Source organism: Ensifer sp. ZNC0028 (assembly GCF_000799055.1).
GTDB lineage: Bacteria > Pseudomonadota > Alphaproteobacteria > Rhizobiales > Rhizobiaceae > Ensifer.
In genome coordinates this window covers 15,660-40,243 of sequence record NZ_JTLA01000078.1, presented here as the reverse complement: position 1 = coordinate 40,243, position 24,584 = coordinate 15,660, and the positions used below count along the sequence as shown (strand labels likewise).

23 protein-coding genes are annotated in these 24,584 nt (G+C 62.6%); 19 read left to right on the top strand and 4 right to left on the bottom strand.

Annotation, left to right across the window (positions count from 1 at the left end; all coding sequences use genetic code 11):
• The first annotated feature begins 23 nt into the window (after positions 1-23).
• From L981_RS18360 to L981_RS18310, 11 genes are all read left to right on the top strand, one after another.
• Positions 24-920: a carbohydrate ABC transporter permease gene (locus L981_RS18360; protein WP_043619382.1), complete on the top strand. Its 897-nt coding sequence runs from the start codon at positions 24-26 to the stop codon at positions 918-920.
• Positions 920-1,786, top strand: a complete 867-nt coding sequence (locus tag L981_RS18355) for a carbohydrate ABC transporter permease (protein ID WP_043619379.1) — start codon at positions 920-922, stop codon at positions 1,784-1,786. Before L981_RS18360 ends, L981_RS18355 begins: the two co-directional genes overlap by 1 nt.
• Before the next feature lie 6 nt (positions 1,787-1,792).
• Positions 1,793-2,890, top strand: coding sequence for an ABC transporter ATP-binding protein (locus tag L981_RS18350; RefSeq protein WP_043619377.1), 1,098 nt, complete (start codon positions 1,793-1,795; stop codon positions 2,888-2,890).
• A gap of 1 nt (position 2,891) precedes the next feature.
• A complete protein-coding gene (locus tag L981_RS18345; RefSeq protein ID WP_043619374.1) occupies positions 2,892-4,004 on the top strand; it encodes a mandelate racemase/muconate lactonizing enzyme family protein in 1,113 nt (370 codons plus the stop codon).
• A gap of 12 nt (positions 4,005-4,016) precedes the next feature.
• A complete protein-coding gene (locus L981_RS18340) occupies positions 4,017-4,367 on the top strand; it encodes an L-rhamnose mutarotase (RefSeq protein WP_043619371.1) in 351 nt (116 codons plus the stop codon).
• Positions 4,360-5,439: a Gfo/Idh/MocA family protein gene (locus L981_RS18335; protein WP_043619369.1), complete on the top strand. Its 1,080-nt coding sequence runs from the start codon at positions 4,360-4,362 to the stop codon at positions 5,437-5,439. Before L981_RS18340 ends, L981_RS18335 begins: the two co-directional genes overlap by 8 nt.
• A 1-nt stretch (position 5,440) precedes the next feature.
• On the top strand, positions 5,441-5,887 hold the full coding sequence (locus L981_RS18330; protein ID WP_043619367.1) for a MaoC/PaaZ C-terminal domain-containing protein: 447 nt from the start codon (positions 5,441-5,443) through the stop codon (positions 5,885-5,887).
• A 10-nt stretch (positions 5,888-5,897) separates the two neighbouring features.
• Complete coding sequence (locus L981_RS18325; protein WP_043619365.1) at positions 5,898-6,632, top strand: SDR family oxidoreductase; 735 nt, start codon at positions 5,898-5,900, stop codon at positions 6,630-6,632.
• Between the two features lie 19 nt (positions 6,633-6,651).
• Positions 6,652-7,497 (top strand): fumarylacetoacetate hydrolase family protein, encoded by an 846-nt coding sequence (locus L981_RS18320; protein WP_043619361.1) that lies wholly within the window; start codon positions 6,652-6,654, stop codon positions 7,495-7,497.
• A gap of 19 nt (positions 7,498-7,516) precedes the next feature.
• Positions 7,517-8,794 carry an L-fuconate dehydratase gene (locus L981_RS18315; RefSeq protein WP_043619358.1) on the top strand — a complete coding sequence of 426 codons (1,278 nt, stop codon included), beginning with the start codon at positions 7,517-7,519 and terminating at the stop codon, positions 8,792-8,794.
• A gap of 129 nt (positions 8,795-8,923) precedes the next feature.
• Positions 8,924-9,244, top strand: coding sequence for a WGR domain-containing protein (locus tag L981_RS18310; protein ID WP_082006078.1), 321 nt, complete (start codon positions 8,924-8,926; stop codon positions 9,242-9,244).
• Positions 9,245-9,262: 18 nt separating this feature from the next.
• Here L981_RS18310 and L981_RS18305 read toward each other — a convergent pair whose 3' ends face one another.
• The 3 genes from L981_RS18305 to L981_RS18295 all read right to left on the bottom strand — a co-directional run bounded on the left by L981_RS18305 (position 9,263) and on the right by L981_RS18295 (position 13,426).
• Positions 9,263-9,769, bottom strand: coding sequence for an NUDIX hydrolase (locus L981_RS18305; protein WP_043619356.1), 507 nt, complete (start codon positions 9,767-9,769; stop codon positions 9,263-9,265).
• A 92-nt stretch (positions 9,770-9,861) separates the two neighbouring features.
• Positions 9,862-11,445 (bottom strand): Na+/H+ antiporter, encoded by a 1,584-nt coding sequence (locus L981_RS18300; protein WP_043619353.1) that lies wholly within the window; start codon positions 11,443-11,445, stop codon positions 9,862-9,864.
• A gap of 667 nt (positions 11,446-12,112) precedes the next feature.
• Complete coding sequence (locus L981_RS18295; protein ID WP_043619350.1) at positions 12,113-13,426, bottom strand: MFS transporter; 1,314 nt, start codon at positions 13,424-13,426, stop codon at positions 12,113-12,115.
• 206 nt (positions 13,427-13,632) lie between these two features.
• Between L981_RS18295 and L981_RS18290 the strand changes: the two genes are divergently transcribed.
• The 5 genes from L981_RS18290 to L981_RS18270 are packed head-to-tail and all read left to right on the top strand — an operon-like array spanning position 13,633 to position 18,802.
• Positions 13,633-14,472 carry an inositol monophosphatase gene (locus L981_RS18290; RefSeq protein WP_043619348.1) on the top strand — a complete coding sequence of 280 codons (840 nt, stop codon included), beginning with the start codon at positions 13,633-13,635 and terminating at the stop codon, positions 14,470-14,472.
• A gap of 56 nt (positions 14,473-14,528) precedes the next feature.
• A complete protein-coding gene (locus tag L981_RS18285) occupies positions 14,529-15,149 on the top strand; it encodes a dual specificity protein phosphatase (RefSeq protein WP_043619345.1) in 621 nt (206 codons plus the stop codon).
• Positions 15,142-16,842, top strand: coding sequence for a metallophosphoesterase (locus L981_RS18280; protein WP_043619343.1), 1,701 nt, complete (start codon positions 15,142-15,144; stop codon positions 16,840-16,842). The genes L981_RS18285 and L981_RS18280 overlap by 8 nt, the downstream gene beginning before the upstream one ends.
• A gap of 2 nt (positions 16,843-16,844) precedes the next feature.
• Positions 16,845-17,135 (top strand): MurR/RpiR family transcriptional regulator, encoded by a 291-nt coding sequence (locus L981_RS18275; RefSeq protein ID WP_052201863.1) that lies wholly within the window; start codon positions 16,845-16,847, stop codon positions 17,133-17,135.
• Positions 17,136-17,155: 20 nt separating this feature from the next.
• Positions 17,156-18,802 carry a Na/Pi cotransporter family protein gene (locus L981_RS18270; protein WP_043619341.1) on the top strand — a complete coding sequence of 549 codons (1,647 nt, stop codon included), beginning with the start codon at positions 17,156-17,158 and terminating at the stop codon, positions 18,800-18,802.
• Between the two features lie 10 nt (positions 18,803-18,812).
• Here the strand turns inward: L981_RS18270 and L981_RS18265 are convergent, their stop codons facing one another.
• Positions 18,813-19,802 (bottom strand): LacI family DNA-binding transcriptional regulator, encoded by a 990-nt coding sequence (locus L981_RS18265; protein ID WP_043619339.1) that lies wholly within the window; start codon positions 19,800-19,802, stop codon positions 18,813-18,815.
• Between the two features lie 584 nt (positions 19,803-20,386).
• Between L981_RS18265 and L981_RS18260 the strand changes: the two genes are divergently transcribed.
• Genes L981_RS18260 through L981_RS18250 form a run of 3 tightly spaced genes read left to right on the top strand, consistent with a single transcriptional unit; the run spans position 20,387 to position 24,561 of the window.
• Positions 20,387-22,237, top strand: a complete 1,851-nt coding sequence (locus L981_RS18260) for an iron ABC transporter permease (protein WP_043619336.1) — start codon at positions 20,387-20,389, stop codon at positions 22,235-22,237.
• A complete protein-coding gene (locus tag L981_RS18255) occupies positions 22,237-23,370 on the top strand; it encodes an ABC transporter ATP-binding protein (protein ID WP_043619333.1) in 1,134 nt (377 codons plus the stop codon). Before L981_RS18260 ends, L981_RS18255 begins: the two co-directional genes overlap by 1 nt.
• 54 nt (positions 23,371-23,424) lie before the next feature.
• A complete protein-coding gene (locus L981_RS18250) occupies positions 23,425-24,561 on the top strand; it encodes an ABC transporter substrate-binding protein (protein ID WP_043619331.1) in 1,137 nt (378 codons plus the stop codon).
• Positions 24,562-24,584: the final 23 nt, after the last annotated feature.

Here is a 24,584-nt window from a genome sequence, read left to right as displayed (position 1 = left end):
CATGCAATCCCCAGGACTGCCCGATGAAGCTCAAGAAATTGTCAGCACCGGCCCTGCTTCTGCTTCCGGCCTTTGTCGTGCTCGCGGCGGTGATTGTGTTGCCGCTCCTCTTTTCCTTCTATTCGAGCTTCACGCCGTTCCGCTTGACCAAACCGGAGACGCTGTGGGTCTTTGTCGGCCTGCGCAATTACGCAACCGTGCTCGGCAATGCCGAGTTCTGGATCGCGTTCGGCCGCACCGTGCTGCTGCTGACGGTGGCGCTCAACGCCGAAATGCTGCTCGGTCTCGGGCTGGCCCTGCTCGTCAACAAGGCAACCCATGGTCAGCGCCTGCTGCGCACCATGATGATGTTTCCGATGATGTTTTCGCCGGTGCTCGTCGGCTTCCAGTTCAAGTTCCTGTTCAACGACAATATCGGCTTCGTCAACAATGCGCTGCAGTCGCTGGGGCTGACGGATCAGGCAATCCCATGGCTGATCGACGGCAATCTGGCGCTGCTTTCGATCATCATCGCCGAAGTCTGGTCCTCGACCGCGGTCTTTGCGATCCTGATCCTTGCCGGCCTGCTTGCCATGCCGAAGGATCCGGTGGAGGCGGCCCATGTCGACGGCTGTACGCCGTGGCAGACCTTCCGCTATGTCACCTGGCCCTATCTCATGCCATTTGCCTTCATCGCCATGACGATCCGCTCACTCGACGTCGCCCGCGCCTATGACATCGTCAAGATCATGACCGATGGCGGCCCGGCCAAGCGCACGGAGCTGCTGTGGACGCTTGTCGGCCGCACGGCCTACGCCGATGCTCGCATGGGGCTCGCCAACGCCATGGCCTATGTCGCGATCCTCCTGTCGATCGTCTTCACCGTCTATTTCTTCCGCAAGCTCGCCGCGGCGCGCCAGCAGATCGGAGCCGAGTGGTAATGGATATCAACGCTTCGCACCGCCTGCGCCGCCGCCTGTTGAAGACGGTGCACCTGATCGGCCTGTTCCTCGCAATGGCCGTGATCTGCCTTCCTGGCCTCTGGATCGTGCTGTCGTCGCTGCGCCCGACCGTCGAGATCATGGCGAAACCGCCGGTCTGGATCCCCGAGAGCATTTCGCTCGATGCCTATCGCGCCATGTTTTCGGGCGCAGGGCAGGGTGGCGTGCCCGTCTGGGACTATTTCCGCAACTCGCTGATCATCTCGGTGACCTCGACGGTGATCGCGCTCGCGATCGGCATGGCCGGCGGCTACGCGTTTGCCCGCTACCGCTTCAAGGCGAAGTCGGCGATCTTCCTCGGCTTCATGCTGACGCGCGCGGTGCCTGGCATTGCGCTCTCGCTGCCGCTCTTCATGCTCTACGCCCGCACCGGGATCATCGACACCCACTTCTCGCTGATCCTGACTTACGTGGCGCTCAACGTGCCCTTCACCATCTGGCTGATCGACGGCTTCTTTCGCCAAGTGCCGAAGGATCTCGCCGAGGCCGCCCAGATCGACGGCTGCACGCCCTGGCAGGCTTTCTGGCAGGTGGAGTTTCCGCTCGCCGGTCCCGGCATCGCCTCCGCCGGCATCTTCGCGTTCCTGACCTCCTGGAACGAATATGCGCTTGCCTCGCAGATCACCCGCTCGGTCAATTCCAAGACCCTCCCGGTCGGGCTGCTCGACTACACCGCCGAATTCACCATCGACTGGCGCGGCATGTGTGCGCTCGCCGTCGTGATGATCATCCCGGCGCTGACCCTTACCTTCATCATTCAGAAGCACCTCGTTTCGGGCCTCACCTTCGGCGCGGTGAAAGGATAATCGTTCATGGCTCCTGTCACACTCAGGAAACTGGTCAAGCGCTACGGCGCGCTCGAGGTCGTCCACGGCATCGACCTCGAAGTGAAGGACCGCGAGTTCATCGCGCTCGTCGGCCCGTCCGGCTGCGGCAAGTCGACGACGCTGCGCATGATCGCCGGCCTCGAAGACGTCAGCGACGGCGCGATCGAAATCGGCGGAAAGAAGGTCAACGACCTGCCGCCGCGGGCGCGCAATATCTCCATGGTCTTCCAGTCCTATGCGCTCTATCCGCATATGACGGTCGCCGAAAACATGGGCTTTTCCCTGAAGATTGCCGGGCGCTCGGCCGATGAGATCAAGACGCGTGTCGACGAAGCGGCGGCCATCCTCGATCTCAGCCATCTGCTCGAACGCCGCCCGTCGCAGCTTTCCGGCGGCCAGCGCCAGCGTGTTGCCATGGGCCGCGCCATCGTGCGCCAGCCGGACGTCTTCCTGTTCGATGAGCCTCTGTCGAACCTCGACGCGAAGCTCAGGACGCAAGTCCGCACCGAGATCAAGAAGCTGCATGCCCGCATGCAGGCAACGATGATCTACGTCACCCACGACCAGGTCGAGGCGATGACCTTGTCGGACCGCATCGTCATCATGCGCGACGGCTATATCGAACAGGTCGGCACACCCGAAGAGGTGTTCCAGCGTCCTGCCACCAAGTTCGTCGCCGGCTTCATCGGCTCGCCGCCGATGAACATGGACGAGGCGATCGTCGACAACGGGACGCTTGTCTTTGCCAGCGGCGCGCGCCTGCCGATCCCGCCGCGCTTTGCCAAGACACTGCGCCCGGGCCAGAAGGTCACGTTCGGCCTTAGGCCCGACGACATCTATCCGAGCGGCCATGGCCTGCATGCCGGCGATCCGTCAGCCGTGCACGAGATCGAGTTGCCGGTGTCGATCACCGAACCGCTCGGCAACGAGACGCTGGTCTTCATCCAGTTCAACGGCCGCGACTGGGTCTCGCGCATGCTCAATCCGCGCCCGCTCACATCAGGTGAAAAGGTGCGTATGAGCTTCGACCTGTCTCGCGCTCACCTCTTCGACATCGATACCGGCAAGGCTCTGGAAGGCTGACATGGCAAGAATTGAGAAAATCGAACTGCGAATGGTCGACCTGCCGCCGAAGGTGAAGCGGACCGACGCGATCCAGAGCTTCGTCAGCCAGGAAACGCCGATCGTCACCATCACCGACAGCGACGGCGCGACGGGCACGGGCTACAGCTACACGATCGGCACCGGCGGCTCGTCGGTGATGCGGCTATTGTCCGATCACCTCGTGCCTATCTTGATCGGCGAGGATGCCGATTGCATCGAGGCGATCTGGCACAAGATGGAGTTTGCCACGCACGCAACGACCATCGGCGCGATCACCGCTCTGGCCCTGGCTGCCGTCGATACGGCGCTCTGGGACCTGCGGGCCAAAAAGCAGAAGCTGCCACTCTGGAAGCTCGCCGGCGGCGCCAAGGAAAGCTGCCCGCTCTACACCACCGAGGGCGGCTGGCTGCACATCGAAAAGGAAGCGCTGGTCGAAGACGCGCTCCAAGCTAAGGCCAAGGGCTTTTCCGGCTCGAAGGTGAAGATCGGCAAGCCGCACGGTTCGGAGGATTACGAGCGTCTGTCGGCGATGCGCAAGGCGCTCGGCGACGGCTTCGAGATCATGACCGATTGCAATCAGGGTTTCACCGTCGACGAAGCGATCCGCCGCGCGTCCCGGCTGAAGGAGCTCGACCTTGCCTGGATCGAGGAGCCGCTGCCGGCCGACGATCTCGACGGCCATATCCGGCTGACGCGCTCGACGCCGACGCCGATTGCGGTTGGCGAATCCATGTATTCGATCCGCCACTTCCGCGAATACATGCAGAAGGGCGCCTGCTCGATCGTCCAGGTCGACGTTGCCCGCATCGGCGGCATCACGCCGTGGCTGAAGGTGGCGCATGCGGCCGAGGCCTTCGACATTCCGGTCTGCCCGCACTTCCTGATGGAACTGCATGTCAGCCTCGTCTGCGCCGTGCCCAACGGCAAATATGTCGAGTACATTCCGCAGCTCGACGACCTGACGACCAAGGGCATGGAGATCCGCGACGGCCGCGCGCTAGCGCCGTCCGAGCCAGGCATCGGGATTTCCTGGGACTGGGATGCCGTACGCGCCCGCTCGATCGACGAGTTTACTCGCGAGTTTCGTGGCTAGGAGGCATTCGAGATGCAACGGATGGGAATGGTGATCGGCCTCGAGGCCTCGAAGATCGCAGAATACAAGGCCCTGCACGCCGCCGTCTGGCCGGAGATCCTCGCGCTGATTTCCGAGTGCAACGTCACCAACTACTCGATCTTCCTCAAGGAGCCGGAAAACCTGCTCTTCGGGTACTGGGAGTATGTCGGCTCGGATTTTAAGGCGGATATGGCGAAGATGGCGGCACACCCGAAGAACCAGGAATGGTGGTCGGTCTGCATGCCCTGCCAGAAGCCGCTTGAGACGAGGAAAGAAGGCGAGTGGTGGGCGATGATGGAAGAGGTCTTCCATCACGACGGCAAGGTCAACAGCAATGGCTGACAACTTCGATCCGGCCACGCTCAGGCAGTGGTGGCCGAAACCGGAAAAGCCCCGGCCGATCGTGATCTTCGGCGCCGGCAGCATCGTCGGAGACGCCCATCTGCCGGCCTATCGCCAGGCCGGTTTCCCGGTTGCGGGCCTCTGTGACCCCGACCGGGAGAAGGCCGCGAAGCTTGCCGACGCCTGGGGCATTCCCGCTTTCGAACGGGAAGAGGATGCGCTTGCCGTCGCCGATGCGATCTTCGATCTGGCGACCCCGCCAGCGGCCCATGCCAGCATCCTTGCGAAGCTTCCGGTCGGCGGCGCTGCCCTCATCCAGAAGCCGATGGGCTCGGATCTCAAAGCTGCGACTGCCATCCTCGAAATCTGCCGCACGCGCAAGCTCAAGGCTGCCGTCAATTTCCAGCTTCGCTTCGCGCCGATGATGCTGGCGCTGAAGGATGCCATCGCCAAGGGCTACCTCGGCGAGGTCGTCGATTTCGACGCCTGGTTGGCACTTGCGACCCCGTGGGGCCTGTGGCCTTTCTTGAAGGGCCTGCCGCGCATCGAGATCGCCATGCACTCGATCCACTACCTGGATCTCGTGCGCGGCCTGCTCGGCAATCCTCAAGGCGTTCATGCCAAGACGATCGGCCATCCGAACCACGAGGTCGCCCAGACCCGCACGGCTGCGATCCTCGATTATGGTGATCGCGTGCGCTGCGTGCTTTCGGTCAATCACGACCATGATTTCGGCCGCAAGTTCCAGGCCTGCGAGTTCCGCATCTCGGGTACGTCGGGTGCTGCCTATGTGAAGCTCGGCGTCAATCTCGACTATCCCAAGGGCGAGCCGGACGAGCTTTGGATCAGGCCCGCCGATGGCAGCGAGTGGGTTTCCGTGCCGCTCGAAGGTGCCTGGTTCCCCGACGCCTTTGTCAACCGCATGGCCCACCTGCAGCGCTTTGCGACAGGCGAGGACCAGGAACTGATCGGCTCGGTGGAGGACGCCTGGCAGACGATGGCCCTGGTCGAGGCCGCCTATCAATCGAGTACCACGCCGGCAACGGCGATCGCACCGCTTCCGGGACGCTGAGATGTCAGAACAGATCATCCATTTCGAAGACTATGAACTCGGCCACGAGCGGCTGACGACGGGCCGGACGATCACCGAGACCGACTTTGTCGTCCATGCGGGCCATACCGGTGATTTCTTTCCGCACCATATGGACGCGGAGTTCGCCAAGACCCTTCCGGGCGGCCAGCGCATTGCCCACGGCACCATGATCTTTTCAATTGGCGTCGGCCTCACCGCCTCGCTGATCAATCCGGTTGCCTTTTCCTACGGCTATGATCGTCTGCGCTTCGTGCGTCCGGTTCATATCGGCGATACGATCCGGACCCGCGTCACGATTTCCGCCAAGGAGGACGATCCGAAGCGGCCGAAGGCGGGGCGCGTCGTGGAACGGTGTGAAGTTATCAACCAGCGTGGCGAGGTCGTTCTCGCCGCCGACCATATCCTGGTCGTCGAACGCAAAGCATGAGGGATCGAGAATGACAGCGGATCTTAAAGGCAAGGTCGTCCTGATTACGGCTGCTGCCCAAGGCATCGGCCGCGCTTCGGCTTTGGCCTTCGCAAAGGCCGGCGCGAAAGTACAGGCGACGGATATCAATGCGGATGCGCTTGCCGCGCTCGCCAAGGAAGCCGATGTCGAGACGCACCGGTTGGACGTGCTGGACACGCAAGCCGTCGAAGCACTGGTCGCCAAGATTGGCGCCGTCGATGTCCTCTTCAACTGCGCCGGGTTCGTCCATGCCGGCTCGATCCTGGAGATGAAGGACAGCGATCTGGAATTCGCCCTCGACCTCAACGTTAAGGCGATGATCCGCACCATCCGCGCCGTATTGCCGGCGATGCTCCAGCGCAAGGACGGCGCCATCATCAACATGGCTTCGGTCGCTTCCAGCATCAAGGGCGTGCCAAACCGGTTTGCCTATGGCGTCACCAAAGCGGCCGTCATCGGTCTCACCAAGGCCGTTGCCGCCGACTATGTCTCTGAGGGTATTCGCTGCAACGCGATTTGCCCGGGCACTGTCGAAAGCCCGTCGCTGCAGGAGCGCATGCGCGCCCAGGGCGACTATGAAACGGCGCGCGCCGCCTTCATCGCACGCCAGCCGATGGGGCGCCTCGGTACGCCGGAAGAGATTGCCGACCTTGCCGTCCATCTCGCGGGCGCCACCTATACGACCGGCCAGGCCTATGCCATCGATGGCGGCTGGACCATCTGACAACACAGGAAGCAGACACATGAAACTTCTTCGCTACGGCCTCCCGGGCCAGGAAAAGCCGGGCATCCTCGATGCGAACGGCACCTTGCGCGATCTCTCGGGCCACGTCGCCGATTTTTCCGGTGCGGCGCTCGACCCGGACAAACTCGCCGAACTCAAGGCGCTCGATCTCGCCGGCCTTCCGGCTGTCGACGGCAACCAGCGGCTCGGCCCTTGCGTTGCCGGTACCGGAAAGTTCATCTGCATCGGCCTCAACTACTCCGACCATGCCGCCGAGACGGGCGCCACGGTTCCCTCCGAACCGATCATCTTCATGAAGGCGACCTCGGCGATCGTCGGTCCCAACGACGACTTGATCATCCCGCGCGGCTCGGAAAAGACCGACTGGGAAGTGGAACTTGGCGTCGTCATCGGCCGCAACGCGAAGTACGTCACCGAAGCCGAGGCCCTCGACTATGTCGCCGGCTATTGCACCGTGCACGACGTCTCCGAACGCGCTTTCCAGATCGAGCGCCAGGGCCAGTGGACCAAGGGCAAGTCCTGCGACACCTTCGGCCCGACGGGCCCGTGGCTCGTGACCAAGGACGAGATCGCCGATCCGCAGAACCTGCCGATGTGGCTGAAGGTCAACGGCGAGACCATGCAGAACGGCTCGTCGAAGACCATGGTCTATGGCGTTGCCTATCTCGTTTCGTACCTGTCGCAGTTCATGTCGCTGCAGCCGGGCGACATCATCTCGACGGGCACGCCGCCCGGCGTCGGCATGGGCATGAAGCCGCCGCGTTACCTCAAGGCCGGCGACGTCGTCGAACTCGGCATCAAGGGCCTCGGCAGCCAGAAGCAGTCCGTGCGCGCGGACGATTGATCATAAGACTGGAGTGACCATGACCCGCATTACTGATCTGCGCGTCTTCGACCTGCGCTTTCCGACCTCGCAGAGCCTCGACGGTTCCGACGCGATGAACCCGGACCCGGACTATTCCGCGGCCTATGTCATCCTCGACACCGATCGGGAGGGACTTGCGGGCCATGGTCTCACCTTCACCATCGGCCGCGGCAACGACATCTGCTGCATGGCGATCAAAGCCATGCGGCATCTGATCGTCGGCCAGGATACTTCAGACATTCTCGCCCATCCCGGTCGTTTCTGGCGGCACCTGACCAGCGACAGCCAGCTGCGCTGGATCGGTCCGGAAAAGGGCGCGATGCACCTGGCGACCGGCGCCGTCGTCAACGCCGTTTGGGACCTGCTTGCCAAGGAAGCGGGAAAACCCGTCTGGCGGCTTGTCGCCGAGATGTCGCCGGAAGAGATCGCCGACATCGTCGACTACCGCTACATGACGGATGTTTTGACCCGTGACGAAGCGGTCGCGATCCTCAAGAAGGCCGAACCCGGCAAGGCCGCGCGCATCGCGACGCTCGAGAAGGAGGGCTACGCCTGCTACACGACGTCGGCCGGCTGGCTCGGTTATGACGACGACAAGCTCCGACGGCTCGCCCAAGAGGCGATCGACGAAGGCTTCAACCATATCAAGATGAAGGTCGGCCGCGATCTTGCCGACGACATCCGGCGACTGACCATCGCGCGCGAGGTGATCGGCCCGGACCGCTACCTGATGATCGACGCCAACCAGGTCTGGGAGGTCGGCGAGGCGATCGACTGGGTTAAGCAGCTCGCTTTTGCCAAGCCCTTCTTCATCGAAGAGCCGACCAGCCCCGACGATGTCGCCGGTCACCGCAAGATCCGCGAAGCGATCGGGCCGGTGAAGGTCGCGACCGGCGAGATGTGCCAGAACCGCATCATGTTCAAGCAGTTCATTGCGGAGGGCGCGATCGACATCGTTCAGATCGACTCGTGCCGCATGGGCGGCCTCAACGAGGTTTTGGCGGTGCTGCTCGTTGCGGCGAAATACGAACTGCCGGTCTGGCCGCATGCCGGTGGCGTGGGCTTGTGCGAATATGTCCAGCATCTGTCGATGATCGACTATCTGGCGGTTTCCGGCACGAAGGATGGTCGCGTCATCGAGTATGTCGACCATCTGCACGAACACTTCCTCGATCCCTGCGTCATCGAGAACGCCGCCTATATGCCGCCACAGCGGCCGGGTTTCTCGATCGAGATGAAACCGCAGTCGATCGCGGACTACACGTTCGCCGGCTAACCAAGGCTTCAGATTTTCGAAGGCCGGAACGGTCCCTGCCGCTCCGGCCTTTGCTTGTCTGGGTGGCCTTTAGCGGCGCGCCCGTCAGCCGCTTGCCCATCGCGTCGAGGATCGTGACAGATCACCAAAATGAATCGGTCACCCCTGATCGATTCAAAACTCTCGTTGGACCTCTGCGCGCTGATCGCCGAATCTTCGCGCATGACGATCGTTCAACCCTATCAGATCTATGTCGAGCGAAGGGATGCGGCCAGAAACATGGCGCGCTACTACTCCATGCAGATCTCCATGTCCCTTCTGGGCGAGGCCTGCCTGACGCGGCGCTGGGGACGGATCGGAAGTCACGGACAGATGATGGTGCACCATTTCGCGCGGGAGGAGGAGGCGGTCAAACTCTTCCTCGATCTGACGCGCAGCAAGCGGCAGCGCGGCTATCGTCCGCGGACATGATCAGGCCCGAGCACGACCTCACCGCGGCTTGAAGTCGACCAGAAGCGATTTGAGCTCGATTTCGCGGACGCGCCGTGCCGCTTCATCGGGGCTCACCCAGGCGAGCAAACGCTCGCCTTTCTCCTTGTATTTCTCCGCCAGCTTGGTCACTTCGATCTGGAAGATATCGACGATACAGGGCACCACGTCGCCGTCGTCGAGCATCTTCAAGTAGGTGTAGCTGCCGATCGGCTTCTTGCGCACTTTCCCGCGAACACCGGCCTCCTGCAGAGCTTCGATCGCTGCGGCCTCGTGCGCTTCCTTCTGTTTCATCGGCCAGCCCTTTGGAATGAGCCAGCGACCGCTGTCGCGCGACGTCACCAGAAGGATCTCGATTGCGCCGTCAGGCGCGCAGCGATAGCAAAGCGCTGCGCATTGCTGGCGAAACGAACCCGAAAACAGTTTCTCGGGCGAGGCAGCCAGCTTCTGCAACAGCGTCTTCGGTTTCGGTGATTTCGGCGCCTTTGACTTTTTGATCGCTCTCAAGCTCCTCGATACTTGGCGCCAATTGGCGGACATCTAGGACATCCGCCCCGCAGGTCAAAGGAGAAAATGGAAAGAAATGGTCGGCCGGAGGCTCACGCCTTGGCAGATATTGCGCTCAACTCCTCAAGGTCGAGATCCCGCTCCAGTTCGTGCAGCGTCTCATCGTCGATTTCGCCGGCGCGATGAAGCCGGATGAGTTCGCGCCGCCCGGTCGCGACCGCTTCAAGCACGACATCGAAATGGGCGTGGAGGATCGGCGTGTAATGCTCCGTGCGTGCGGCATAGTCGACGATCGAAACCGCTCGGCGCTGATAGCGGTCAAGCAATTGCGGATGGATGAGATTGCCCGCCGTGTCATAGGCGCGGCTTTGAATGGTGACGAGCTGCGCCTGGGCCATCGCCGCCTCGGCCTGGCTCAAGGTGAGGGGCGCCTTTTCAGACGAAGGCTCGACGAGCCTCGCCCAGGCAATCACGCGCCCGAGCGTCGTTCCCTGGATCAACACTGTTCCAAGGATCACGGCAAAGGAGGTCACCAGGATGAAGTCCCGGCCGGGGAAACCCTCGGGCACGCTCAGCGCAAGCGCGAGCGTCACCACGCCGCGAACGCCGGCCCAGGAAAGCACGGTCGCGCCACGCGCGCCCACCGGCCTGTAACGCTTGACCCCGAGCGCATTTCCGAGCCGGATCACGAGATCTGACCCGAACACCCAGACGAAACGTGCAAGGGTGAGCGCGACGAGGATGACGACGATGGGCCACGCTAGGGTTGCCGCGACCGTCTCGAAGCCGCCGCCGCGCTCGACGACGCCGCGAAGCGACAGACCGATCAGGATGAAGACGGCGGCTTCCATCAGAAAGACAATCACCTCCCAGAACGATGTTCCCCGCATGCGGGTCGCGGCGGACAGCACCGTGTGCTGATGCCAGCTTGCGATGAGGCCCGTGGTTACGGTCGCGATGACCCCGGAGACGTGCAGGAACTCCCCGACGAGATAGGAGGTCCAGGAAAGCAGCACCGTCGCGGCGATGATCAGGTATTCGTCGCCAAGCCGACGCGCAAGCTGGACCCAGCCCGTACCGATCACGATGCCGACAAGGGCGCCGCCGATCGCCAGCAGGAAGAAGTTACCCACGGCCTCGCCCGCACTGAACGCCCCGGTGACACCGGCGGCGACGGCGAAGCGAAAAAGCACGAGGCCGCTTGCGTCGTTGAGCAAGCTTTCGCCTTCAAGCAGGATTTGTAGCCGCCGCGGCAGCCGCACGCGTTGAAGGACGGCACGGGCCGATACGGCATCCGGTGGCGCGACGATCGCACCGAGTGCGGCGCAGGCCGCAAGCGGCAGCGCTGGGAAGAGCAGATGCGTCGTCATTGCCACGATGGCGCAGGTGAAAAACACGGCCCCAACCGCAAGCGAAGCGATGCCGATCGAATGGCGCCGCAGGCGACCGAGAGCGATCGTCCAGGCGCCGTCCATGAGCAGGGGCGGCAGGAAGATGACGAGCACGAGCTCGGGGTCGACCTCGATCGTCGGCAGGCCGGGGACAAAGGCAAGCAGAGCTCCTCCGGTCAAAAGTGCCACCGAGGGCGGCAGCGCCAAGCGGTCGGCGACATAATGCAGCGCGATGATCGCCACGAACATGCCGATCACCAACTCGAACAAATGTGTCGGTTCCACCAGCCGTAGCCTCCAGCGATATGACGATCGGCTTTATTACAGAGCAGGTTTTTGCCGAAACGCAATTGCTGCGTCGGATGGCGCACGAAGCGTCAGCAGATTTGGGGCGCAGAGTGCCTGGCCGTGCGGCGTCGTTCGGGCAAGAAAAAAGGGCCAGCGGAAGACCGCGGCCCATAAAGGTGTGAAGGTCAAAAACCTCCAGAGGGGAACAGCTGCTGCGGCGGACTGGGAGGAGACCCGCCATGTGCATCAGCTGTGTGCTTTATGCCTGATTTTTGACCAGCTGGAAAACATTTATTGTGCAATGCAGCTATGCATAAACGGAAGACGTGCAGCGCGGTCGTCAGCCTGAGCTGCCAAACGGCGCCAAAAAAGGCGTTCTGTGTGTGGGGGGGAGGGGACGCCGCCAAGAACATCCGTCCTGGCAGACAATCGGGACCGGCATACGTGCCGGTCCCGATGAGATAGTTGCTACACTAACGGTCGTGAGCTTGACCGCACAGCCATTCTACGACCGCTTTTACGATCGAACAGCGCACGGCAAAACTTCGAGCGTTGTCCGCAGCCGGTCCACAGGTTGTTCACAGGCAAGGGAGGGGCTAACGCCTTGAAACACAGTTCCGTTTTCCCAACAGTGACTAACTGCCCCTGAAAAGAATGCACCGCATCAGGTCAGCGACACCTCGCGGGTTTCCGCGTCGATCATCGAAGCGGCGATCGCCGCCACAAGCAGCAAACCGGCAAAGGTGCCGATCGCCAGGCCGAAGCCCTTCGCCACCAGCAAGCCGATGAGCGATGGCGCAAGCAGGCCACCGAGCCGGGCCATGCCGCCGGCTGCCCCCATGCCGGTCGCGCGCGAGGCGGTCGGATAGAGTTCCGGCGTATAGGCATAGAGTGCGCCCCAGGTGCCGAGCAGCGCAAAGCTCATGATCAGCAATGCGGCAGCAACGACCGAGGCCGCATCCGCGACGACGAACAACAGGCAACTGAGGGCAGACAGCAAGCAAAAACCGACCAGCGTCGGGCGCCGTCCCCACGTCTCGACGCCGTAGGCGGCAAGGGCATAGCCCGGGATCTGCGCCAGAGCGATGAGAACGAGGAAGCCGTAGCCGCGCACGAAGCCGAAGCCTTCGCCGGCAAGCCGCGGCGGCATCCAGGTAAAGACCCCATAATAGGAGACCGAGACGAGGAACCAGACCGAAAGGATCAGGAGGCTGCGCCGACGCAAGTCCTTCGAAAAGATGCCGATATCGGCGGTCGCCGCGGGCAGGGCGATCGAAACGGTCGGCTCGAGTTGGGGCCGACCGTTGACCACCAGCATGCGATCGACGATCGCCCTGGCCGCCTCCGCCTTGCCCGAGCGCAACAGGTAAAGCGGCGATTCCGGCACGAGAAAGCGAAGTCCGACGCCAATGACTGCCGGAACGGCCGTGACGGCGAAGATATAGCGCCATCCGTCCGCAAGGCCGGCAAGAGAGATAAGCCATGCCGCCAAAGCGACGATCAGCGTGCCGACAGCCCAGAAGCCCTCGAGCATCACCAGCCATCGCCCGCGGCTGCGCGCGGGCAGGAACTCCGACATCATCGCATAATCGACGGGAAGTGTGCCGCCGACAGCAGCGCCAGTGAGAAACCGAAGGACAAGCAGGACTGCGAAATTCGGAGCAAAGATCGACAGGATGCCGAAGACCGCGTCGCAGGCGACGGTTACGATCAGGACCCGCCGGCGACCGATCCGGTCGGCAAGCCTGCCGAAGCCGACGGCGCCGATCAGCATGCCCAGGAAAAAGAACGTGCCCGTCTGCAGCGCCTGGGGAACCGTCAGGCCGAATGTCGCGGCAATGGAGGCGGCGGTGAACCCGACGGCGAGTACCTGCATGGCATCGGCCGTCCAGACCAGGCCGAATATGCCCATCAGGCGCCGCTGGTAGGGGCCCGTGCCCGCTCGGTCGAGCGCTTCCTGTATCGTGATCGTCGTCATTCGACCCTGCCTTGAGATTCGACGCGTGGACACTACGTCGGCCGCGTCTGCTTGGATATTGCAGAAATGCCGCAGATGCCCACCTGAGTGCGGCCGCGACGACCGATCAATCTTGCGGGCGCCTGCCTGGCACGGACCGGCATTTTCGACTTGCACCGCATGCACACGCGTGCAAATATGCACGCGTGTGCAATGGAGCTTCGCCGATGAACGATCACAAGCCGCGCTATTCGAACGACCTTTCCGGGCGGGCCCTGTTGTGTCGGGATGTCATCCGCTCTGCCGGCGCCCTGGTGCTCGAGGGTTTCAAGGCAAGCGCCGAGCGTGGTTATTCCCTGAAAGGCCCACAGGATTTCCTGACGGAAACCGATGCGGCCTCCGAGGCCCATATTCGCGCCGCGATTGCCACTCATTTTCCAGCCGATGCGTTCCTCGGCGAGGAGGGTGGCGGCACCATTGCCGATCGCGTCTGGGTCGTCGATCCCGTCGACGGAACGGCGAATTTTGCGCGCGGGATCCCGCACTTCTGCATCTCCATAACCTATGTCGAGCACGGGCGGGCGGAGATCGGCGCAATCTACAATCCGGCCCACGACGAACTCTACTTCTGCCGCCGGGGAGAAGGTGCAACCCTCAACGATAAAGCCATCACGGTCTCGTCGACGGCGACTTTCGATGCCGCTTCGGTCGAAATGGGCTGGTCGCGGCGGGTACCGGACGAGACCTATCTGGAGACGATGCGACAGATGCTGGAGAAGGGCGCCAATGTGCGGCGCGGCGCTTCGGGAGCTCTGGCGCTCGCCTATGTCGCGGATGGTCGCTCGGATGCCTATGTCGAACTGCACATGAACTCGTGGGATTGCCTTGCCGGACTGTTGCTCGTCGCCGAGGCGGGCGGCACGGTGTGTCCCTTCATGGAGATCGGCAGCCTGCTCGAAGGCGGGCCTGTGCTTGCATCGACACCGGCGATCGCCAGCGGCGTGAGTGTGGCTTCAGGCATCCCGGTGCGGGCAAGCGAACAAGCCGCCGAGCTCCAGCTGGCCTGAAATCGCGGTAGCCTGACGACGCCTACCACCCGTTCGCATAGGAAAGAGGAAATCCAATGGACGCACCGGTCTATACCCGGCCCGCTATCAGCCTGATCGCCACAGAGCTCGGGCCGCACAGCGCCGATCTCTACATCGGCGGCAGTGATGGCGCGCGTGACCTCGACCTGCTCAAGCGTCACGGGATCTCCATTGTCGTCAATTGCGCGATCAACCTGGACATCAACCTCGTGCGCGAAGAAGAGGTCAGCATCAATGATGACCTTTGCGCAAGCGGCTATGCGGCCATCCGCTATTACAAGCTCGGCATGATCGATGGTGACGGCAGCCCCGACACGATGATGCTCGGCGCCTACTACATTCTCGACGGTGCGCTGCGCCAGACGATGCCGAAGCGCACAACCTATCCCTTTGCCGACGGCGGAAACATCCTCGTCAATTGCCGCGGCGGGCGCAGCCGCTCCGTATCGCTGGTGGCGCTGTTCCTGCACAAGCAGCAGCCGCATCTGTTTCCGACACTCGACGCAGCAGTCGCCCATATCCGCGAGCATCGCGAACTGCGGCCGGATGAATGGTTCGAGACGCCGAAGCCGATGCTCTATGAAGCAGCCCGCCGCGCTTCGGCCTGGATCGACCTCGTCGAAGCCTCCCGCCTGGAGGGGAAGGCCAATGTCTGATTTGCCGCGGATCGCGGTCATCGCCGACGCGCATTTCCATGATCTTGCAGGCGGCTTCGAATTCCCTGGGATAGAGATCGACGGCGATAAACTGGCGGTCAGAAGCTGGACCGACACGCGGGAATCCACCCGCGTCTTCAACGAAAGCGCCAAGGCCCTGGACGAGGCGCTTGCGGAGGTCGCGCGCCGCGGCATCCGTCATGTCGTCCTTTTGGGTGACTACACGGATGATGGGCAAAGGCAGACAACGGCGCGCCTGCGCACCATTCTCGATGGGCACGAGAGCACCTATGGCACGCGCTTTTATGCGCTTCCGGGCAACCACGACATCTTCGGACCCAAGGGGCGGCACCACACCAAGCAATTTCTCGACCGGATCGACGCCAGGGTCTTCGTCACCAGCGACGCAGGAAAGGCAGGCCCCGGCAGTTACGCGACGCCGCGGATGTATTGCGAGGGATACCCGGCGGGCCTCGCCCCCATGGCTGGTCATGGCTACTTCCGACGGCCGGACTATCTCCATTGGGAAACCCCGTTCGGCGCTTCAGATCGCGCCGAGGATCGGCTCTATCCGGTCTCGTCTCCGGACGGTCGCAATTGCTACCGGCTGATGGATGCCTCCTATCTCGTTGAGCCGGAGCCAGGTCTCTGGCTGCTGATGATCGACGCCAACATCTTCGAACCGCGCGACGGCCACTTTGAAGAAGGCGATGAAACCGCTTTCGTCGACAGCACCGGCGCGGGCTGGAACGCGCTTATCAGGCTGAAGCCATTCATCATCGACTGGATTGCCGACGTGTCCGCGCGCGCAGCGAAACTCGGAAAGACGTTGCTCGCGTTCTCGCATTATCCGGTGCTCGACCCCTTCGACGGCGCAACCGGAGCCGAAAGCGTTCTTTTCGGCGAGACCAACATCGCCCGCCGGACGCCGCAGCAGGCGGTCGCAGATGCACTGATCACCGCCGGCATGACGCTGCATTTTAGCGGGCACCTGCATGTCGAAGGCGTAACGCGTCGCGCTCGCGGCAGCCGCTCGCTCATCAATGTCGCAGTTCCGTCGCTCGTGGCCTTTCCACCAGCCTTCAAGATCGTCGAACCGTCTCAATCGGCGTCGTCCATCGAGACCGTTGAACTGTCAGACATGACCGTCGACCAACGCGTGCTGCGCGCCTATCGTCGCGAGGCGGCGCGCGCCGGCGATGATGCGGATCCAGCCTTCGCCGCAGCGGACTACGGCTCCTTCCTGAAGGCACACAAGCGCGCCCTGGTCCAGCATCGCTATTTTCTGAAGGAATGGCCCGCCAAGGTCGTCCAAGAAATATCCGGGCTTTCGGTCGCTGCCGTCTACAAGTTGATGCTCGACGCCGGCGAAACGACGAACGCCTCCGTGCAAGGATTGATCGCTATCCCTGAGGACGCCGGCCGCCTCGACATGATCGAGGTGATCGCCGATTGGTACTGCCTGCGCCAGGCCGGCGTGCTGGCGCTCGACAAGATCGCTCAGCCGCGCCGCGCGCTTTATCGTCTGCTCGCCAGACACTTCGGTCGCCCGCCCGCGACCGGCTGGGACGGATCGACATCAGGATTTCTCGCCATCTTCTTCGGCGCCTTCGACGCCTTCCTCGACCGTGCCGAAGCGGGAAGCCTGCGCATCCGTATCGAAAACAATTCCGACACCGAAGAGGCTGCCTGACCATGGACCCGTCGCTCTCCACGGCCACTTCTTCCGCGCCGCCGGCGACCTTCATCGAGTTGCGGGAATCTTGCCGCCTGGGCCGGCGCCACCTGAAGGGTGGCCGTCTGGAAGTGGCCAAATTCGTGCTTGCCCATCCGTACGACGTCGCCTTTTCAAGCGCACGGGAAGTGGCGGTGCGCAGTGGCGTTTCGACGACGACGGTCATGCGGCTCGTCAGCGACCTCGGCTTTGAGACCTATGCTTCCTTTCAGCAGCTCTTTCGAGCGGAGTTGCTGCGCAGCCGGCAGTAATCAGCATTGGGGAGGGGGCCGTGAGCACTGCAATCGTCAGCATCAACCTCTTCGGCGCAATGGCGCTCCTCCTGTTCGGCCTTGGCCAGGTTCGCGACGGCATGCAACGCGCGTTTGGCACGCGTCTGAAGGCCGGACTGGCGGCCGGGACGCGTGACGGACTTCGTTCGTTTTCAAGTGGCCTCATTGCAACCATCGCTCTCCAGAGCTCCACCGCTACCGCTCTCATGGTCGCGTCCTTCGTCGAGCGTGATCTCGTCGTGCCGCGCATGGCGCAGATCGTGCTTCTCGGCGCGAACGTCGGAACGGCGATGACGGCCTGGATCGTGGCTCTGGGGCTCGGCTGGCTTTCGCCGCTCTTGCTGCTTTGCGGCTTCGTTGTCGGGCGCGGCAACTCGAACGCGCGCAAGGGATCAGGCGCCGCCCTCGTCGGCATCGGGCTGATGCTGCTGTCGCTACATCTGATTGGCGGCGCGACCGAGCCGTTGCGAACCTCCGCCGCCCTTTCTGCCTTTTTCGGGATGCTCGACAATGCCTGGCCGGTGGCGCTCGTCATTGCGGCAGGCCTCGCAGCCCTTGCGTCGTCGAGCCTGGCAGTCGTTGTGCTGATCCTCTCGCTTGCGACCTCTGCCAGCCTTTCGACAGGCTTGCTCATCGCCCTCGTTCTCGGCGCCAATCTCGGCGGTGCTGTGCCTCCGGTTCTGGCCACCTTCAAGGCTGCGGCGAGCGCCAGGCGGGTTGCGCTCGGCAACCTGATCGTGCGGGCCGTCGGCTGCCTGGCTGCTCTGGCGCTCGCCGGATACGTCGCCCCACTAATCGACCGGTTGCCTGTCTCACGCGGCAATCTGCCGGTCGATGTGCATCTCGCCTTCAATCTCGCACTGGCGCTTCTGGCCGCTCCACTTGCTCGGCCACTATCGCGTCTCACCATGCGCCTGCTGCCGGACGAGCCGAAGGCGACGGACGGCCCGCTTTTCCTGCAACAGAACGATCTTGACACCCCGGTCGCAGCGCTTGCCGGCGCAAGCCGCGAAGTGCTGGGCGTCGGCGACCTGGTGGAGCGCATGCTGGTCGAAGCAAACGACGCCCTGCAGCAGACGGATCCTTCCAGACTTGCTGCGATCAGCACGCTCGAAGGACGCGTGGATCGCGTGCAACACGAGATCAAGGTCTATGTTTCGCGTGTCGGCCAGTGCGAAATCGCTGAGGAACAGCGCCGCCGCGCCATGGATATCGTCGACTATGCCATCAACCTCGAGCATATCGGCGACATCATTGAGAAGGGACTTCTTGCCGAACTTGCAAAGAAGATCGCCCGCGGCCTGACTTTCTCCTCCGATGGGCACGATGAGCTGTCGCGCCTCTTCGCCGTCACGATTGACAATCTGCGCATGGCCCAGGCCGTGTTTGCCACACGCGACAACGCGATGGCGCGGCGCCTGGTGGAAGCCAAGGAAGATGTCCGCAGGTTGGAGCGGCAGTCGGCTGAGCGGCACCTGCAGCGCCTGCGCGACGGCCGCGCCGAAAGCATCGAAACCAGTTCGCTTCATCTCGACATGCTGCGCGACCTCAAACGCATCAACGCGCATATCGCAACCGTCGCGCACCCCATTCTTGATCAGAGCGGGCTGTTGATCGACAGCCGCATCCGGCAGGCGGTCTCGTAAGCAATCAGGCCTAGCGTCGGGCGGTCTTGCGCTCGACCATCGTAACGGGAACGACCTGAAGTCGCGTTTCCAACTCGTCTGCTTCCAGCGCTTCGAGAACATGCTCTGTCAGGGCGGAAAAGGACTGCGCAACCGTGGTGAGCTCGTAACTCTTCCACCCGGCCTGCGGAATATCGTCGAAGCCGACGACGGAAAGATCGGCCGGCACGCGACGGTGCATTTCGGTGCGGGCCGCGTCGAGAAAGCCGAGAGCCAGGAGATCGGTCACGCAAAACGCGCCGTCGATGGTCTCGTCGACGAGCACTTCGCAGCCAGCCTGGTAGCCGCTTTCATAACTCGTCGTGCCACCCGACCAGGCGACCACTTCGACGCCGGCGGTCGCCATCTTCTTTTGGAAGGCAGTGGTGCGACGGACCTGGGCGGGGGTCTGGCTGCCGCTCGAAATCACCGCGACCTTCTTGCAGCGCGCCTCGATCAGGCGCAGCGCAGCAAGATCCGCACCGCGGGAATCGTCGCTCAAAACCATGCTGGTGTCGGTGCGATCAATTTTCTGGTTGATCAGGATCAGGCGCACGCCGTTGGCAATGCACTGGTCGACGATCGATTCCGGGGGCTCTCCGGAAAGGACGATGATCGCCTGCGCCCGAAACTCGAACAGCAGTTCAATCAGCGGCGCGATATCCTTTCGCGCATCCGCGGCATTCAACAACAGGCACTGCAGACCGCGGCGCAACAGGCCGATGCTCAAGAGATCGAGCTGTTTTGCGTGAAAGGGCGCACTGAGGTTGGCGCCGACAACTCCAATAAGATTGGAGCGATCGTTGTTCAGCCCCTGCGCCAGCCGGTTGACCCGGTAGCCGAGTTCCCGGGCGGCCTTGAGAACCTTGCGGCGCACAGCCTGGGAAACGCTGGCTCCGGGCGTAAAGGTTCGCGAGACCGCCGAGCGTGAGACGCCCGCGCGTTTTGCAACCTCTTCGGCCGTCACAAAGCCCCTTGCCATGCCTTTCTCCTGCAGAATCAGATGCTTTCCATCAGGGCCACAAAAGCAGGCCCATTCCAACGAAAAAGTTCGAGCCTACACGCTCAGTGAACCAATCGACGAGGTCTGCGAACGGGCGCTTTGGCTCCTACATGTCGGCTCTTTAGCTCTGCCGGAACCATTCGCCCGACCCCAATGATCACGCGTTCGCAAAATAGTGCATTACCGTCACAAAATATACATGAAAAACAACATGTTATGCTGTTGCGCACGTGTGCATTTTTTTGTTGACAACAGCGCCCCGTCATTGGATCATACGTTCCATAGACGGAGCTGAATTGGAATATTTGTTCTGTCTATGTTCGTGGTGATGGCGGCGCGGTTGAGGAGCTTGCGCCGACGTCTGGCAGGCGCCTGTGCCTGCCCTGCGAACGGGGAGGAGTGAGTACCCGAAAGCCGCTATCTTTCGCATCATTGAGCGGCTTCATGCGTATGTCAGCGCCACGCCCTGGTGGCTGATTTCTGTTCCCCGTTGGCAGTTTGAAAGTTCCGGCCGGCATCAATGCCGGGGCAGGCAGCGCATGTTGAGTTCCAAGGGGAAGAGCATGGCCTTATTGAGTGAAACAACCAAGGCGGCAACATTGCCCGACAGCGCGATGGCGCCGACGGCATGGCAACGCTGGCGTTATCGGATGAAGGTCGCCTCCCGGGAGCCGACGACGCTGATTGGCGTCCTGACGGCGCTTCTCTTTACCTATCTCATCGTCGTGCCGATCATCTCGATCGTGCTTGATTCCGTGCGCGTCCAGTTCGGCCATGAGCGGCGGCTCGGCAAGGACTTCGGCGAGCTTACGCTCTATTATCTCGATCGCGCCTTCCTGTCGCCGGTCTCGGTCGACCTCTTCTGGCGGCCGCTCTTCAACACGCTATCGGTCGCGCTCGGGGCAATCAGCCTGTCGCTGGTGATCGGCACTGTGCTCGCCTGGTTGATCAGCCGGACAGACATGTTCGGACGGCGCTGGTTCGCAACGGCATTGATCGTGCCCTACATGTTACCGGCCTGGACCTTTGCGCTGGCCTGGACGACACTCTTCAAGAACCGCACGGTCGGCGGCCAGCCGGGCTGGTTCGAGGCCATGGGGCTGACGCCGCCCGACTGGGTCGCCTATGGGCGTTTCCCGATCATCATCATCCTGGCGTTGCACTATACTCCGTTTGTGATCCTGCTGTTCGGCTCGGCGCTCCGCCGCTTCGATAGTCAGCTCGAAGACTCCGCCCGCATCCTTGGGGCCAAGCGCTACCAGGTGGCGATGCAAATCATTCTGCCGCTGATGCGTCCGGCACTCTTGTCCTCGATGGTGCTGATCTTCGCCAAGTGCCTCGGCGAGTTCGGCGTGCCCTATGTGCTCGGCCTGCCGGTCAAATTCGAGGTATTGTCCACCTCGCTCTTTCGCAGCATCGCGTCGCGCCAGACCGGCGTAGCCGGTGTCGTCGCGGCGTCGATCATGCTGATCGGCATCATCACCCTGATGATCGACGCGCGGCTGGTGCGCGAAGCGCGGCGCTTTGTCACCGTCGGCTCCAAGGGTTCGATGAACCGCCTAAGCCGCCTCGGCAAGTACCGTCTGCCGGCGACCGGTTTTGCAGCGCTCATCTTTCTCTTGAGCGTCGGCCTGCCGCTGCTGACCCTGTTTCTCTCCACCATCATGAAGCTGCCGGCGCAGTTCACGCTCGACAACTTCACGCTCGACTACTGGATCGGCCGTGACCTCCACACGGTGGCGCTGCAGACCGGAGTACTCTTAAGCCCTGATCTCTGGGCGGCTGCCAAAAACACCTTGATGATCGTCGGCCTTGCCTCTTTGACCTCGGGCATTCTCGGACTGCTCGTCGGCTATGTGGTCATCCGCACACCGGTGAAGGCCCTGTCGGTCTATCTGCGGCAGGTCACCTTCCTCCCCTATCTGGTGCCGGGCATCGCCTTTGCCGCCGCCTATTTGTCGCTCTTCGCCGTGCCGCGCGGACCGATGCCTGCTCTCTATGGCACCGTCACCATCCTCGTGCTGGCGCTCATCGCCGACCAGATGCCCTATGCCTCGCGCGCCGGTATCTCGGCCATGACGCAGCTTGGCAAGGATCCGGAAGAGGCAGCCCAGATCTCCGGCGCTGGCTGGTTCCGCCGGATGATGCTGATCGTCATTCCGATCCAGAAGGGTTCGCTAGTGACAGGCGTGCTGCTGCCTTTCATCTCGGGCATCAAGGGCCTGAGCCTCTTCGTCATCCTCGCCGTGCCGAGCACCGATGTTCTGACCACCTATTCGCTTCGGCTCGTCGACTACCACTACACCCAGGCGGCAAACGCGGTCGTGCTGATCATCGCGGCGATCGCCTATCTCGGAACCCTGGCAGCCCAGAAGCTGACCAAGACCAATCTCGCAGAAGGACTCGGAAGCTGATGCCCACCATCAATCTCAGCGGCGCCCAGAAGAACTACGGCGTCAATTCCGCCAATGCCGTCTCCAACCTAGATCTCGAAATCCGCGACGGCGAGTTCATGTGCCTTCTCGGACCCTCCGGCTGCGGCAAGACCACCACGCTGCGCATGATCGCCGGCCTTGAAAACCTCTCGGACGGCGAGATCCGTATCGGGGAGCGGGTGGTCGACTCGGTCAGGGCAGGGGTGTTCATCCCACCGGAAAAGCGCGAGATGGGGCTGGTATTCCAGAGCTACGCGCTCTGGCCGCACCTGACGATCGAACGCAACACCGACTTCGGCCTCCGGCTGCGCAAACTGCCGAAGGAAGAGCGCGAAAAGCGCGTCGAGAAGGTGATGCAGGCGCTCGACATCGCCAAGTACCGCGACCGCTACCCGTCGCAGCTTTCGGGCGGCCAGCAGCAGCGCGTGGCGCTCGCCCGCATGCTGGCGGTCAATCCGGGCGTGCTTCTGCTCGACGAACCACTGTCGAACCTCGACGCCCGGCTGCGGCTTGAAATGCGCGCAGAGCTCAAGCGTATCCACAATGAGTTCAAGACGACCATCGTCTTCGTCACCCACGACCAGTGGGAGGCAATGACGCTGGCAACGACGATCGCCGTCATGAACGAGGGCACGCTGCAGCAGATGGGCACGCCCAACGATATCTACGATCGACCGGCCAATCGCTTCGTCGCGGAATTCGTCGGCAGCCCGCCGATCAACATCCTGACCTTCGGATCGGCCACGGCCTCCGACCTGTCGCGCGCAGCCGAAGCCTATCTTGGCACGCGCCACCCGTCGCTGCGCGCCATTGGCTCGATCGGCATCCGGCCGGAAGCGATCGGCTATTCGGTTAAGGCGAGCGATGTGCCTGCCGGCAGCTTCTCCGGCGAAATGACAGTGACAGGCGTCCTGCCGACCGGCGGCAGCTGGATCCTGGAGCTCAGGAACGAGAGCGACACGCTGTTCTTGACGACCAACGCCCTGCCGCGCGTCGAGACCGGCGCGAGGGTTTCGTTCTTTGCGCCGCCTGAGGCGCTGCACGTCTTTAACAAGGACGGCCAGCGGATCACCGAGGCGGACGCGCTGCTGCGCAAGAACACGCTGAACTGAGGCGCTTTAGTGTGACACGACAAACCGAAACATAATCTGAGGGAGGAACAGACGATGGAATTTCTAGGGACTGAAAGGACGCACCGGGCAATCAGGCGCGCGCTGCTGGCAACGACTATCGTCGCCTTCACTGGGCCGGCGCTGGCGCAAGAGCCGTTTGACCTGAATGCGCTGATCGAGGCTGCGCGCAAGGAACCGCCGATCACCGTCTATGACAGTACCGGCAAGATCGTCGAAATGGCCAAGGCCTTCTCGGAGAAATATGGCGTCGGCGCCGAGGGCTCCAAGGTCAAGGCCACGGCCCAGCTCGAGATGATCATTCGCGAGGCCCGCGCCAACAACATCCAGGGCGATGTCTCGATCATCAGCGACGCGCCGGCCGCCATGGCGCAGCTGATCCCGCAGGGCTTTGCCGAAAGCTGGCTGCCGCCGGATCTCGCAGCCAACATCCCCACTGAGTATCAGGATCCGCTGACCGTCGTTACCAGCGCCAACGTCTGGGCCTACAACACCGAGCTCTTCGACAAGTGCCCCGTCAGCAACATCTGGCAGCTGACGGGCCCTGAGTGGAAGGGCAAGGTCGCCATGCAGGATCCGCTTGGCAAGCCATCCTATGTCGACTGGTTCAACCAGATGGCCAAGCACGGCGACGACAAGGTGGCGGCCGCCTATAAGGAGCTCTACGGCAAGGACCTTGAGACAGACGACGGCAGCGCGACGGCAGCCTGGGTCAAGGCGCTCGCCGCCAACGCTCCCTTGCTGACGGACGCCGATGCGGCAGCCGCCGATGCCGTTGGCGCGCCGGGCCAGTCGCAACCCTTCATGGGATTGATGAGTTCGGCGAAGTTCCGCGACAATGCCGAAAAGGGCATGAAGCTCGGTCTTTGCAAGGACCTGAAACCCTGGCTCGGCTGGATGTATCCGGGCGTCGGGCTGATCACCAAGGGCACCAACAGTCCGAACGCGTCAAAGCTCTTCATCCACTATGTTATGACCGCCGAAGGCATCGCGCCGCAGGCAGAAGACGGAAAAATGTCGACGAACAAGGACGTTTCGCTGCCCGCCGACGAGCCATCGGGCATCGGCGCCGTTCTCGATCAGGTCATGCCCTACCAGATGGCAACGAGCCTCGACGACTGGGACGCACGCGAGACCTGGCAGGACCTCTGGCGGCTCAGTTACCAGAAGTAACGCCTGAACATATGAAACGGTCT

Coding starts and splice junctions, on each gene's coding strand:
- L981_RS18360 (WP_043619382.1), top strand. CDS start 24: ATGAAGCTCAAGAAATTGTCAGCACCGGCCCTGCTTCTGCTTCCGGCC.
- L981_RS18355 (WP_043619379.1), top strand. CDS start 920: ATGGATATCAACGCTTCGCACCGCCTGCGCCGCCGCCTGTTGAAGACG.
- L981_RS18350 (WP_043619377.1), top strand. CDS start 1,793: ATGGCTCCTGTCACACTCAGGAAACTGGTCAAGCGCTACGGCGCGCTC.
- L981_RS18345 (WP_043619374.1), top strand. CDS start 2,892: ATGGCAAGAATTGAGAAAATCGAACTGCGAATGGTCGACCTGCCGCCG.
- L981_RS18340 (WP_043619371.1), top strand. CDS start 4,017: ATGCAACGGATGGGAATGGTGATCGGCCTCGAGGCCTCGAAGATCGCA.
- L981_RS18335 (WP_043619369.1), top strand. CDS start 4,360: ATGGCTGACAACTTCGATCCGGCCACGCTCAGGCAGTGGTGGCCGAAA.
- L981_RS18330 (WP_043619367.1), top strand. CDS start 5,441: ATGTCAGAACAGATCATCCATTTCGAAGACTATGAACTCGGCCACGAG.
- L981_RS18325 (WP_043619365.1), top strand. CDS start 5,898: ATGACAGCGGATCTTAAAGGCAAGGTCGTCCTGATTACGGCTGCTGCC.
- L981_RS18320 (WP_043619361.1), top strand. CDS start 6,652: ATGAAACTTCTTCGCTACGGCCTCCCGGGCCAGGAAAAGCCGGGCATC.
- L981_RS18315 (WP_043619358.1), top strand. CDS start 7,517: ATGACCCGCATTACTGATCTGCGCGTCTTCGACCTGCGCTTTCCGACC.
- L981_RS18310 (WP_082006078.1), top strand. CDS start 8,924: ATGAATCGGTCACCCCTGATCGATTCAAAACTCTCGTTGGACCTCTGC.
- L981_RS18295 (WP_043619350.1), bottom strand. CDS start 13,426: ATGACGACGATCACGATACAGGAAGCGCTCGACCGAGCGGGCACGGGC.
- L981_RS18290 (WP_043619348.1), top strand. CDS start 13,633: ATGAACGATCACAAGCCGCGCTATTCGAACGACCTTTCCGGGCGGGCC.
- L981_RS18285 (WP_043619345.1), top strand. CDS start 14,529: ATGGACGCACCGGTCTATACCCGGCCCGCTATCAGCCTGATCGCCACA.
- L981_RS18280 (WP_043619343.1), top strand. CDS start 15,142: ATGTCTGATTTGCCGCGGATCGCGGTCATCGCCGACGCGCATTTCCAT.
- L981_RS18275 (WP_052201863.1), top strand. CDS start 16,845: ATGGACCCGTCGCTCTCCACGGCCACTTCTTCCGCGCCGCCGGCGACC.
- L981_RS18265 (WP_043619339.1), bottom strand. CDS start 19,802: ATGGCAAGGGGCTTTGTGACGGCCGAAGAGGTTGCAAAACGCGCGGGC.
- L981_RS18260 (WP_043619336.1), top strand. CDS start 20,387: ATGGCCTTATTGAGTGAAACAACCAAGGCGGCAACATTGCCCGACAGC.
- L981_RS18255 (WP_043619333.1), top strand. CDS start 22,237: ATGCCCACCATCAATCTCAGCGGCGCCCAGAAGAACTACGGCGTCAAT.
- L981_RS18250 (WP_043619331.1), top strand. CDS start 23,425: ATGGAATTTCTAGGGACTGAAAGGACGCACCGGGCAATCAGGCGCGCG.